Annotated in this window: 16 protein-coding genes; 13 read left to right on the forward strand and 3 right to left on the reverse strand. The window is 63.5% G+C overall.

Translation table 11 applies throughout. The features are described from left to right. The first annotated feature begins 32 nt into the window (after positions 1-32). The 8 genes from CH283_RS24870 (at position 33) to CH283_RS24900 (ending at position 5,872) form a co-directional block, all read left to right on the forward strand. Complete coding sequence (locus CH283_RS24870; RefSeq protein WP_094639552.1) at positions 33-875, forward strand: glycosyltransferase family 2 protein; 843 nt, start codon at positions 33-35, stop codon at positions 873-875. Further along, positions 872-1,516 carry an acyltransferase gene (locus CH283_RS24875; protein ID WP_255183328.1) on the forward strand — a complete coding sequence of 215 codons (645 nt, stop codon included), beginning with the start codon at positions 872-874 and terminating at the stop codon, positions 1,514-1,516. The genes CH283_RS24870 and CH283_RS24875 overlap by 4 nt, the downstream gene beginning before the upstream one ends. 166 nt (positions 1,517-1,682) lie before the next feature. Further along, entirely contained in the window at positions 1,683-2,546 is an 864-nt protein-coding gene (locus CH283_RS24880; protein ID WP_176460589.1) for a glycosyltransferase family A protein, read from the forward strand. 368 nt (positions 2,547-2,914) lie between these two features. Beyond that, a complete protein-coding gene (locus tag CH283_RS24885; RefSeq protein WP_068049769.1) occupies positions 2,915-3,367 on the forward strand; it encodes a GyrI-like domain-containing protein in 453 nt (150 codons plus the stop codon). Between the two features lie 11 nt (positions 3,368-3,378). Further along, on the forward strand, positions 3,379-3,801 hold the full coding sequence (locus CH283_RS24890; RefSeq protein WP_094639808.1) for an effector binding domain-containing protein: 423 nt from the start codon (positions 3,379-3,381) through the stop codon (positions 3,799-3,801). 188 nt (positions 3,802-3,989) lie between these two features. Further along, a complete protein-coding gene (locus CH283_RS24895) occupies positions 3,990-4,664 on the forward strand; it encodes a ScbR family autoregulator-binding transcription factor (protein ID WP_068049771.1) in 675 nt (224 codons plus the stop codon). Between the two features lie 59 nt (positions 4,665-4,723). Continuing rightward, complete coding sequence (locus tag CH283_RS28505; protein WP_176460553.1) at positions 4,724-4,894, forward strand: hypothetical protein; 171 nt, start codon at positions 4,724-4,726, stop codon at positions 4,892-4,894. 75 nt (positions 4,895-4,969) lie between these two features. Next, entirely contained in the window at positions 4,970-5,872 is a 903-nt protein-coding gene (locus CH283_RS24900; RefSeq protein ID WP_094639554.1) for an SDR family oxidoreductase, read from the forward strand. Here the strand turns inward: CH283_RS24900 and soxR are convergent. Then, positions 5,788-6,288 carry a redox-sensitive transcriptional activator SoxR gene (gene soxR, locus CH283_RS24905; RefSeq protein WP_094639555.1) on the reverse strand — a complete coding sequence of 167 codons (501 nt, stop codon included), beginning with the start codon at positions 6,286-6,288 and terminating at the stop codon, positions 5,788-5,790. The genes CH283_RS24900 and soxR overlap by 85 nt on opposite strands. A gap of 64 nt (positions 6,289-6,352) precedes the next feature. Between soxR and CH283_RS24910 the strand changes: the two genes are divergently transcribed. Further along, positions 6,353-7,591 (forward strand): arginine deiminase, encoded by a 1,239-nt coding sequence (locus tag CH283_RS24910; protein WP_094639556.1) that lies wholly within the window; start codon positions 6,353-6,355, stop codon positions 7,589-7,591. A 4-nt stretch (positions 7,592-7,595) separates the two neighbouring features. Here CH283_RS24910 and arsC read toward each other — a convergent pair whose 3' ends face one another. Continuing rightward, entirely contained in the window at positions 7,596-7,943 is a 348-nt protein-coding gene (gene arsC, locus CH283_RS24915) for an arsenate reductase (glutaredoxin) (protein ID WP_094639557.1), read from the reverse strand. 62 nt (positions 7,944-8,005) lie between these two features. On the opposite strand from arsC, the gene CH283_RS24920 reads away from it, so the two are divergent. The 3 genes from CH283_RS24920 to CH283_RS24930 all read left to right on the forward strand — a co-directional run bounded on the left by CH283_RS24920 (position 8,006) and on the right by CH283_RS24930 (position 9,542). Then, positions 8,006-8,674 carry an NAD(P)H-binding protein gene (locus tag CH283_RS24920; RefSeq protein WP_094639558.1) on the forward strand — a complete coding sequence of 223 codons (669 nt, stop codon included), beginning with the start codon at positions 8,006-8,008 and terminating at the stop codon, positions 8,672-8,674. Positions 8,675-8,684: 10 nt separating this feature from the next. After that, a complete protein-coding gene (locus tag CH283_RS24925) occupies positions 8,685-9,053 on the forward strand; it encodes a GntR family transcriptional regulator (RefSeq protein WP_068049785.1) in 369 nt (122 codons plus the stop codon). A gap of 66 nt (positions 9,054-9,119) precedes the next feature. Next, entirely contained in the window at positions 9,120-9,542 is a 423-nt protein-coding gene (locus CH283_RS24930; RefSeq protein WP_068049787.1) for a DoxX family protein, read from the forward strand. Between the two features lie 4 nt (positions 9,543-9,546). Here CH283_RS24930 and CH283_RS24935 read toward each other — a convergent pair whose 3' ends face one another. Continuing rightward, positions 9,547-11,058, reverse strand: coding sequence for a dolichyl-phosphate-mannose--protein mannosyltransferase (locus CH283_RS24935; protein WP_068049825.1), 1,512 nt, complete (start codon positions 11,056-11,058; stop codon positions 9,547-9,549). A gap of 107 nt (positions 11,059-11,165) precedes the next feature. Here CH283_RS24935 and rsmI point away from each other — a divergent pair, with 107 nt between their 5' ends. Then, positions 11,166-11,990: a 16S rRNA (cytidine(1402)-2'-O)-methyltransferase gene (rsmI, locus tag CH283_RS24940; protein WP_068049826.1), complete on the forward strand. Its 825-nt coding sequence runs from the start codon at positions 11,166-11,168 to the stop codon at positions 11,988-11,990. Positions 11,991-11,992: the final 2 nt, after the last annotated feature.

An 11,992-nucleotide genomic window follows, 5' to 3' on the forward strand; every position in this document is an offset into this window, starting at 1 on the left:
ATTGAAATGTCGAAATTTGTCAGGGGATCGAAATGAACACGCTCAGTGTGGTAATTCCGGTGCTCGACGAGGTCGATCATCTGGGCGAATGCTTGACGCTGCTGCTCGATCAGGGCGACGACATCGACCGCATCGTCGTGGTGGACAACGGGTCCACCGACGGAACGCTTCAATTGGTGAACAACGTTCGCGCGCGGACGAACAAGGTCGTGCTGGTGCACGAACCCAATCGCGGTGTGGTCCATGCTCGCAACACCGGATTCGACCTGGTGGACTCGTCGATCATCGGTCGAATCGACGCCGACACCCGTGTACGACCCGGGTGGGCGCGCTCGATCGTCGATTTCTTCGACGAGCATTCCACCGTCGCTGCCACGGGTGGCCGGACGTTCCTGTACGAATCACCCTGGGCCCGACCTCTGGCGTGGATGCACTCGCGCGCCGAGCGACGTGAGCCCTCGGTGCGCTCTGCGCTGGCGGTATCGGGTAACAACTTCGCGATCCGGGCATCGGCCTGGCGCACGGTTCGCGGTGCGGTCAGTGAGCGAACCTGCGTACACGAGGACATCGACCTGTGCCTGTGCCTGGCCGCCGAGCATCTGCCCGTCGCCCAGAACGGATGGATGAAGGCCGCAGTGTCCGGTAGGCGCGCGACGACATCGCCGGTGAAGTACGTCCACTATGCGTTGGCCGGCTACCGCTCGTACGAGGAGCACGGTCTCGCGTCGCGCAAGCTGGGTCGCATCGTGGCCATGGATTGGCTGATGCACACACTGCGCTGGCCCATCTCGCGACTGTTCGCAGCCGTGCCGTGCCGGGCGCTGCCGGTCGACGATCGTGCCGAGTCCGACGAACGGATGCGAGCTGCCGCGTGACGGCTCTCTCGCGTGTCCGCGACTGGATGCGTGACCCGGGGGACGTGCGCTGGGCCCTGGTGCAGATGCGTCAGGCGACCGTCGTTTCGTTGGCGAACGTGCCGTTCCTGCCTGCAGTGCTGCGCGCATCCGTTCTGCGGCCTGCGGGTCTACGGACGACCGGTCCGTGCCTGATGTACGGCGGTTCGATGATTCAAGGACAGGCATCGGTTCGGTTGGGAACCGGCGTGTTCGTGAACTTCGGCTGCTATTTCGACACCGTTGCCGACATCGTGATCGGTGATCATGTCTTCATCGCCGATCACGTTCGCATTCTCACCAGTACGCACGAGACCGGGCCGTCGCGGCGTCGAGCAGGCGCACTGCGGGGAGAGTCGGTGGTGATCGGTCCAGGAGCGTGGATCGGGTCCGGCGTGGTCGTGATGCCGGGTGTACGCATCGGTGCCGGATGCATCATCGGGGCGAACTCGCTGGTGACGCGAGACTGCGAACCGGATGGCGTGTACGTCGGGTCCCCGGCGCGCCGTCGCAGAGAGTTGAACGCCCCTCCCGTAGCGGAGCAGTGGATCGGGGACAAGGCCGGTTCTCGTGATCGGGAGGCAATGCAACGATTGATACTTCCGCCGAATTCCGAATTCTGAACCATAAAGTCCGAATAATTCGACGGGTTCTTTTCTTGAAGTAATGATGTAGCATCGTCAACGTCAGCGGCTCGGAACCGAATGCATTCACCGTGTAAGGATGTCGGGCTACACGATTGCCAAAAATGTGTCAGGGGTTGGCGTTGTGAATACTCTTTCCATTGTTGTGCCTGCGTTCGACGAGTCGGCTCACATAGGCGAATGCCTGGACGCTTTGCTCGTTCAGCGCGAACGCATTCACGAGATAATTGTCGTCGACAACAATTCGACCGACGACACCGCGGCCATCGTCACCGAATACGCGCGGCGCTTTCCGCAGGTGGTTCTGCTGCGAGAGTCCGAGCGCGGCGTCGTGCACGCCCGCAACGCCGGTTTCGATCACGCTCGCGGATCGGTCATCGGCCGCATCGACGCCGATACCCGGATCGAGGCAGGCTGGGTCGACTCGGTTCTCGACTTCTTCGAGCGCCGCCTCGACTACGTCGCAGTCACCGGGCCGATCTACCTCTACGACTCCCCGTGGGCGCGACCGTACCGGGCGTTCGTCGACCGTTCCGTACGGAAAAGGCCCTCTGAGCGTTGGGTTTCCGCAGCTTCGGGCAACAATTTCGCCATCCGCAGATCCGCGTGGGAAGCGGTTCGCGCTCGCACGAGTCTGCGTACCGATCTGCACGAGGACATCGATCTGTCGCTGTGTATCGACAAGGTCGGTTTGCGGATCGCGCAGATCGAGCCGATGCGCGTCGAGGTGTCCGGACGTCGTTTGCTGACGCCACCGCTCGAGTACCGGCACTACGTCCGGAGTTCGTATCGCACGTGGGCCCATCATGGGCTGGCCGGCGGTTGGTTGCGCAGATTGCTGATTTCGGACCTGGTTCTGCACACGATGCATTGGCCCCTGACGCGAATTCTGTCGTCGTGCGAATCTCGGATTCTTCCGGTGTCGCATTCCGGAGCGGGCACTTCATCTGTGCGTGAGCTGTCCGGTATTCGCGACGAGAGTTACGCTGCCGCAACGCGCGGAGAGTGAATCGTTCGACATTGTTCTGTGCCCGATTCGCAGTCGGGGGAATATAGGACCGCGCTGTGCGCGGGGACCGTCGATCCGTACCGGTTTCACGTATCGATTCTTCGACAGGTGCAGGCACGGCCGGAGTTGACCGCGGAATCGACCGCGTCCGGTCGACGGGACAGGGTGGGACGCGGTAACCGATGCGGCTTCCGGATCTGTGGAGAAACCGTCGGCGACGGCTGTTGCGGCGATCGAAACGGGTGCGAAGTACGGTTGATCGATTGACGATCCACCTACCAGTCGCGCCGGTAGATTGACGGGCGATATTGTGAACGGACCGGTTCCGAGCACAGGATCTGCCCCTGCAACTTCTCTACGGAGTGTGAATGTCGTTCGAGATCGTCGACCTCGCTGAAACGTGGGTCGCGGGTCTCCCCGTTCGCAGCCCCAAACGGGCGCTCGGCCGCCTCGACGACCCGGCTCTCGATCAAGCGTGGTCCGCAGTTCTCAATCAGGAGACCTCGGGTCCGCTCGCGTCCATTTATACCGACTTCGCCCCCGGTATCGGCTCGTACAATACGCAGGTAGTCGGTTATCAGTGTTCTTCGCTCGATCGAGTTGCGCGCGGACATCTGGTGGCAAAAGTGCCCGCGGCGAAATACGCACGGTTTTCTGCGGTGGGGTATTTCCCTGACGTTCTCACCCGATTGTGGAACCAGATCGATCATGCCGAAGAGCAGGGCGAGATAGTGCGATCGTTCACCGGCGACTACGAGTGCTATCCCCACGCCTACAAGATCGACCTCTATCTGGCGATCACCGCGCCCGGCGGTTCGTGATGACCTTCCGGGTGACCGCACGCAGTGCAGAGCTGTTCAGTGGGTTGGTGGCACCGCGAGTGGAGCCCGGCGCGGAATCGAGCGGCAGCGAATGGATGCGATTCTTGCGAGATCGTCTGTGCGAGAAGCATATCGACGCGCATCAGGTGTGCACGGTGTACGTTCCGGATCCCCACGGTACGGTCAACGCGGTGGTCGCCGTCTCGGTGGACTCGCCCGGCGACGTCGCGGTGGGGGATGTCTTCGTGTCGGTACCGACCGGCGTGTTCGCGGTATTCACGCCCACCGGAGCATTGGCGGATCCGATCGAGGACGTGTGGGCTCAGGTCGAAGAGTGCGTTATGTCCGGATCGATATTTCGCGCCTACAAAGAGGAAGTCGAAGTCGTTACGAATACCGGAGAAGTGGAACTTTTCATTTCAATCGTTTTGTAAACGAGCCGTTCTTCATGCAATTGTCACTTTCGAATCACAAAATCGCCACCGAACCGGTTACTATTGTCGAGCGCTGGCAGCCCGACAGGGCGAAGTGAATTCCACGTTCACCTCGATCGGACTACGGGTAGGCAGCGGATACAGAGCGTCGATGTCATGCAAGGTCGACAGAGCAGGGGTGTTCCAACATGGTGAGACAACTGAGAGCAGAAGCAACGCGAGCGGCCGCACTGCGGGCTGCAGCAGATCTCTTCCTCGAGGTGGGGCATGCGAATGCCACGCTGAGTCAGGTGTCAGCGCAGTCCGGTGTGACCAAAGGTGCGTTGTACTTCCATTTCGCGTCCAAGGAAGAACTGGCGCGTGCGATCGTCGACGAGGGGCACGATCGCGTGTCCACTGCGTGCGCCGGCTTGGTCGACAGTCGCAGCCCGGCTCTCGAGTCCGTCATCGGAATCTCGTATTCGGTACTCGAGCTCGCCGCATCGGATCCCCTGGTGCGCGTCATGTACCGGTTGCAGATGGAGATCGACGGATCCGACACCGCCCGTGGCAGTGTGTTCGGTACCTGGGGAAACATCTTCGAGCACCTCTTCGAGCGGGCAATCGAGCACGGTGACGTCGCCGACCATCTGGATGCGGGCAACGCGGCGCTGCTGGTGTGCGAGATGCTCGCCGGAGTTCTGATGGTGTCCGAGGCGCAGTCCCGGCTGGAGGATGCCCCCTCGCGCATGGAGAAGGTCTGGAACACGGTCCTCCCGTCGCTGGTGCCCGCTGACAAACTTGCCTACTTCCGCGAATTCGCGGCGCGGAGTCTGTCCAGTTTCGTGCGCGAGAGCATCACGTCGGCATCTGTCACAGTCTGAGAAATTCCGTGATCTCGGGGTGCTTGCCGCACACCCGGTTGCCGGGCACACTGTGTGACATGGAACACACTGTGCACCGGCCTCGAATGTCGGACAACGAACTCCGGAAAGCGATCGGAACCCTGCAGCAGCGCGCAGACGACGCACGCAAACAGGGTGCCGACGACGATGCTGCGCGAATCGAGCGCACCATCGCCGACTACCGAGACGAGATGTCGCAAAGATTGTGACAACCCTCCCGGTCGTCACCGCGTAGGGTCGAAATCGAACTGACACGTGGCAACCGGTGGGGGTTACAAGCTTCGATGGCTACATACGATCTGCGCGGTAAGAAGACGTTGATCACTGGAGCAGGCAGCGGAATCGGTCGGGCAACGGCCATCGCTGCTGCAGGAGTGGGAGCGGAACTCTTCCTGACCGATATCAACGGCACCGGTTTGGCGGAGACGGTGGACCTGGTCGGTCGCGCGGGCGGTACCGTCAGTCACTCGTTGCCCTTCGATGTGTCCGATTTCGAGGCCGTCACCGCGTTCGCGGACGACATTCACGCCGAGTTCGGCAGCCTGGACGTCGTGATGAACGTTGCCGGCATCTCCGCATGGGGAACCGTCGAGAATCTCGAACACCGGCACTGGAAGTCGATGGTCGACGTCAATCTGATGGGGCCTATTCACATCATCGAGAAGTTCCTACCTCCGATGATCGACGCCGGACGGGGTGGCCATCTGGTCAACGTCTCGTCCGCCGCCGGATTGATTCCCCTTCCGTGGCACGCTGCCTACAGCGCCAGCAAGTACGGCCTGCGCGGAGTCTCCGAAGTACTCAAATACGACCTCAAGCGCCACGGAATCGGCGTCAGCCTGGTGGTGCCCGGTGGCGTCAAGACCGGGCTGGTGCAGACGCTTCAGATCGCCGGCGTCGATCGTGACGATCCGCGGGTACAGAAGTTGCAACACCGGTTCGAGAAGCGTGCCGTGGAACCCTCGGTTGTCGCCGATGCCATTCTCGCCGGAATTGCCAAGCGCAAGTACCTCGTCTACTCCTCCAACGACATCCGGTTCGGGTACTGGGTCGCCAGAAAATTCGCCCCGCCCTACGAATTCGTACTGCAGAAGGCGAACGATCAGTTCTCCAAGCTGCTCGAGCCGCGTCGAGTCGAGGGTTCGTCGAAATCGACGTCCAGTGTGCGCGCACCGGGCCCCGAGTAGGACAGTTCGTCGTGTGGGTTGACCAATGCGCAGCCGGCCAGCGACAGGCAACCGCACCCGATGCACCCGGTCAAGTTGTCCCGAAGCCGGATCAATTGCTCTATCCGAGAGTCGAGTTCGCGATGCCACTGCGTCGAGAGCCTGGCCCAGTCCTCGCGTGTCGGAGTCCGCTCGTCCGGTAGTTCGCTCAACGCCTGCCGGATGTTCGCCAGTGGGATCCCGACCTTCTGCGAGATCCGGATGAAGGCAACCCGGCGCAGAGTTTCGCGATGAAATCGGCGCTGATTTCCCGAGGTTCGGCGACTGCTGATCAGCCCCTGTTTCTCGTAGAAGTGCAAGGCCGAGACCGCAACTCCGCTGCGCTCGGACAGCTGGCCGGGAGTCAGTTCTCGGACGTTCCACTCGGGCATCGGCACGACCTCGACAATACTTCAGGTCCTGATCCCAGCGGCGGCAGGCGAATGGGATTACCGTTCGTTCATGAGTGTCGATGCGGTTGCGGGCCCGTTGGGTGCCGACTCCGAGGTAGGGGTGCTGCGCACCGTCATGCTGCACCGGCCGGGAGACGAGCTTCGACGCCTCACACCGCGCAACAACGATCAGCTGCTGTTCGACGGTCTGCCGTGGGTCGATCGCGCACAGGACGAGCACGACGCGTTCGCCGATCTCCTGCGAGGTCGAGGGGTCACGGTGCTGCTCCTCGGCGAACTTCTCACCGAGGCCATGACGGTCAGCGGCGCAGCGCGAATGCAAGGTATCTCCGCCGCCGTCGATGCCCGACGGCTCGGCCGGTCGCTCGCCGAGGACCTCGCCCAACATCTGCGGGGTGTGCCCGCGGCCGAATTGGCGCAGATCCTCATGGCGGGAATGACTTTCGACGAGTTGCTCGAGGCGGAGACGGGGGACCCGCAACCGAGCGGGGCATCGCTGGTTCGGCGAATGCATCACGGTGGGGACTTCGTCATCGACCCGCTGCCGAACCTGTTGTTCACCCGCGACTCGTCGTTCTGGATAGACGACCGAGTGGCGATCACCTCGCTGGCGCTGCCTGCCCGTGTGCGGGAGACGTCGCTGACCGATCTGATCTATGCATTCCATCCGATGTTTCGCGGCGTGCGGCGCGCGTACGAGTCGCGGACCGCTCCGGTCGAAGGCGGCGACGTGCTGTTGCTCGCTCCGGGTGTGGTGGCAGTCGGAGTCGGTGAGCGCACCACACCCGCAGGCGCAGAAGCGTTGGCGCGCAGCCTGTTCGAGGACGATTCGGCGCACAGTGTGCTGGTGGTGCCGATCGCGCAGGAGCGCGCGTCCATGCATCTGGACACGGTGTGCACCATGGTCGATACCGACGCGGTGGTGATGTACCCGGCGATTCAGGACACGTTGTCCGCGTTCACCATTCACCGCGAAGATGCAGGGGTCACCATCCGCGGCGGTGACCCGTTCCTCGAGGCGGCCGCCGATGCGATGGGCATCGGCAAGCTGCGGTTGATCGATACCGGACTCGATCACGTCACCGCCGAGCGCGAACAATGGGACGACGGCAACAACACGCTCGCCATTGCGCCGGGAGTCGTCGTCGCGTACGAGCGCAACGTCGAAACGAACGCACGGCTGGAGGCGTCGGGCATCGAGGTGCTGCGGATCTCCGGATCGGAACTGGGTTCGGGGCGAGGCGGCCCCCGATGCATGTCGTGCCCGGTGTCGCGCGAGAGGTTGTAGCGCTCTACAGCACGGTCTGTACTTCGTCGGCCGGGCGGGCGAGCACGGTGCCCTTGTCGGTCACCACGATCGGGCGCTCGATGAGTATCGGGTGCTGGACCATCGCCGCGATCAGCGTGTCGGCGTCCGCGCCTGCCAGCCCCAGTTCCTTGTAGATGCTCTCGCGAGTTCGAATGGCCTGACGCGGTTCGAGTCCGGCGTCGGCAAGCAGAGCGCGCAGTTCCTCCTCGGTGGGAGGCGAGTCGAGGTACCGAATCACCCGCGGCACCACACCGGTTTCCTCGATTGCTTTGAGGACCGTACGAGAGGTGTTGCACCGGGGATTGTGGTAGATGGTCGCCGAGCCAGTCATGTTTGCAATCCTGCCACGCGGGTAGCCACCCCGACAGATTCACGTCAGGAACGGGAGTGGTTATGACCGACAAGCGCATTGTCATTGCAGGTGGCCACGGCCAGATCGCGCAACATCTGACTCAGGTGCTCACGGCGCACGGAGATCGTGCGGTATCGCTGATTCGTAACAGCGACCACGTCGATGCCGTCACCGCGCTGGGCGCGCTGCCGCAGGTGATCGATCTCGAATCGGCCTCCGTCGACGAGGTTGCTGCCCTGCTCGCCGACGCGGACGCGGTGGTGTTCGCTGCAGGTGCGGGCCCGAACAGCGGTCCCGAGCGCAAGGACACGGTCGATCGTGCCGGCGCAGTGCTGCTGGCCGATGCGGCAGAGAAGGCAGGCGTTCGGCGCTACGTGCTGATCAGCTCGTTCGGTGCCGGGGAGCCGGTCGCCGAGGATCTCGATGCCGGCTGGAAGGCGTACATCGAGGCCAAAACTGCTGCGGAAGAGGATGTTTCGGCAAGAAGTGGACTGGACTGGACGATTCTGCGTCCGGGCAAGTTGACCGATGAGGACCCCACCGGCTCGGTATCGCTGACCGAGCCGCCGCTGGACTCGGGTGAGGTGACCCGCGCCGATGTGGCCGCGGTGATCGCGCAGTTACTCGATACCGGCTCGGCCGTGCGCAAGACGCTGATGTTGACGTCCGGGCCGACTTCGATCGTCGACGCAGTCGACGCGATCGGATAAGGCATCGACCGTGCGCGTACACATCGATTCGTCGAACACCACCCCGGTGTTCGAGCAGCTACGAATGCAGATTCTGGGGCTGGTGCGATCGGGCGATCTCATCGCCGGTACCAAGATCCCGACGGTCAGAGGTCTGGCCGAGGAACTCAAGATCGCACCGAACACGGTGGCGAAGACCTACCGGGAGCTCGAGCAGCAGGGAATCATCGAGACGAGGGGCCGGTCCGGTTCGTTCGTCGCGTCGGGCGGCGATCCGTCGCGCGACATCGCGGCCCGGGCGGCGACGGAGTTCGTCAGGACGGTCCGGTCCATCGGACTGGACGACGATCAGGCTCGATCGTTCCTCGAATCTGCCCTCAAGGGTGCGAACGGCAGTTAAGTTGACGCTTCAACCTACTTCTGTCAGGGTAGGGCTGCCCGTGTAGCCCTGTCAGAAGGAATTGTCATGAACTCCACCGTCGTACGCGACGTCGTTGCCCTCGTAGCTCGAATCGGCCTGGGTATCGTTTTCATCGCCCATGGCTGGCAGAAGCTCAACACCTACGGCCTCGACGGCACCGCAGCAAGCTTCGAGATGATGAACATTCCGCTGCCGACGGCGTCCGCCTACTTCGCCACATTCGTCGAACTCGTCGGCGGCGGCGCGCTCGTGCTGGGCATCTTCACTCCGGTCGCCGGCCTGCTGCTGTTTCTGAACATGCTCGGTGCGGCCGTCTTCGTGCACTTCGAGAACGGCGTGTTCGCTGCGGACAACGGCTACGAACTGGTCGTCGCTCTCGGGGTCGGCGCGCTGCTGCTCGCCGCTTTCGGTGCCGGACGCATCAGCATCGACGGACTCACCAAGGGCAAGACTGCGCTGCTTGCATAAACGCTCAGCGCCAGCTCGGCAGCCACAACTGTTGCTGCCACATCTCCGGCGTGATCGGCATTGCGGTCAGAATCGGCCACAGCCACACGAAGTTTGCGATCACCACGGCGAGGTACAGGGACACCAGTAGCAGTCCGGTACCTCGCCGTTCGGCCGATGCGGTGGCTTTGCCGATGATGTCGCCCAGCACCAACGCGAAGCCCATCACCATGAACGGTGCCAGAGCCACCGCGTAGAAGTAGTACATCTGTCGGTCGAGTGTGGTGAACCACGGCAGCAGTGCTGCTGAGTACGCCACGAGCACTGTGGCGTAACGCCAGTCGCGTCGGACGAACACCGACCAGATCACCCAGGCCAGCATCGGCAGGGCCAGCCACCACATCGCGGGCGTGCCGATCAGCATGATCGCCTTGACACACGAGGACGCCGAGCAACCGGACACGTTCTCGCCGTCGGCGAAGTAGTACAGCATCGGGCGCAGACCCATCGGCCAGGTCCACGGCTTCGATTCCCACGGGTGTCGGTTGCCCGCCGAGTTCGTCAGTCCCTCATGGAATTGCAGCACGCTGCTGCTGTAGAACCACAGGGACCGCAACGCGTCGGGCACGAACGAGAACGGACCTCCCGCACCGACGCCACTGCCGACCTCGTGTCGATACACGCCGGTCTCGGAGGTGAACCACGCCCACCAGGTCATCAGATACACGGCAATCGGAACGACCACCAGCGCGTACAGGGCAGGCCCGATGTCGCGCAACGCCGTTCCCCGCCACGGGCGTCGAACTCCGTATGCGCGGCGTGCCGCCACATCGAATGCCACGCTCAACAATCCGAAGAATGCGATGAAGTACAGACCCGACCACTTGGTGCCGCAGGCGAGTCCCAGCATGATGCCGGCTCCGAATCGCCACCACCGCACACCCATTCGCGGACCGAGCACGCTGACGTCCATTCGACCTTCGGCGCGCACCCTCGACAGACGCTGTCGCATGTCGTCGCGGTCGACGACCAAGCAACCCAGCGCAGCGGTGACGAACAGCGCGAGAAAGATGTCCAGCATGCCGATGCGGCTGCTGACGAACGTCACGCCGTCGACGATGAGCAGAATGCCTGCGATAGCCCCGACCAGTGTCGATCGGGCGAGGCGTCGCACGATTCGAATGACCAACAGCACCAACAGGGTTCCGGCCACGGCCGAAGAGAAGCGCCAACCCCAGCCGTTGTAGCCGAACAGCGCCTCACCGATGGCGATCAGTTGCTTGCCGACCGGCGGATGCACCACCAGCCCGTAGGCCGGATTGTCCTCGAGCCCGCCGCCGGTGAGTACCTGATAGCCCTGCGGGGCGTAGTGCTTCTCGTCGAACACCGGGGTTCCGGCGTCGGTGGGGTATCGCAGCATCGTGAAGCGCGTGATCGCGCAGATCACGGTGATGACGATGGTGACGATCCACCCGCGGCGGGCATCGGTGTCGTGGAACCAGTCGCGCGCGGCAACGGTGGGCCCGGGACTGACCATCGACCGGTCGCCGGAGCGCTCAGAGGTCAGCAAGGTCACGTACCGATCGTAGGCGTTGATCGGCAGTGCCCGGCACGCCGCTGCACAGCGTGCGGGACACTGGAGGCATGCTCATCCTTGCCGCCACCCCGATGGGCGACGTCGGTGATGCCTCGCAGCGCCTGCGTGATGCCCTCGGCACTGCCGATATCGTCGCCGCCGAGGACACCCGGCGCACCAAACAACTCGCGTCCTCGCTCGGCGTGGTGATCGCAGGAAGAGTGGTCAGCTTCTACGACCAGGTCGAAACCGCCCGCCTTCCGGCTCTCGTCGAGGCAGTGGGCGAGGGCAAGACGGTGTTGCTGGTGACCGACGCGGGGATGCCGTCGGTGAGCGACCCCGGCTACCGCCTCGTGGCAGCCTGCGTCGAGGCCGGTCTGCCGGTGACCTGTCTGCCCGGGCCGAGCGCGGTCACCACGGCCCTCGCGCTGTCCGGTCTGCCCGTCGAACGCTTCTGCTTCGACGGATTCGCGCCGCGCAAGCAAGGACAGCGACGCACCTACTTCCGAACCGTGCTCGCCGAACCGCGTGCCATCGTCTTCTTCGAAGCACCGCACCGTCTCGTCGCGTGCCTCGAGGACGCCGTCCACGTCCTCGGCCCCGACCGCCGCGCCGCGGTGTGCCGGGAGCTCACCAAGACCTACGAGGAGGTGCGCCGCGGCGGCCTGGGGGAGTTGCTCGAATGGGCGAGGGACGGGGTGCGCGGAGAAATCACCGTCGTGCTCGAAGGAGCCGTCGCCGTCGCCGAAGAGCCCGAGGATCTCGTTGCCGACGTGGAAACGCTGGTGGCGTCGGGCATGCGGTTGAAGGACGCCTGCGCTCAGGTGGCGGTCGACGGCGTCTCCAAACGTGAGGTCTACGAGGCCGTTCTCGCCGCACGTAAGGAGCAGTAGGG

It is taken from the genome of Rhodococcus sp. 05-2254-2 (assembly GCF_002259095.1).
Lineage (GTDB): Bacteria > Actinomycetota > Actinomycetes > Mycobacteriales > Mycobacteriaceae > Rhodococcoides.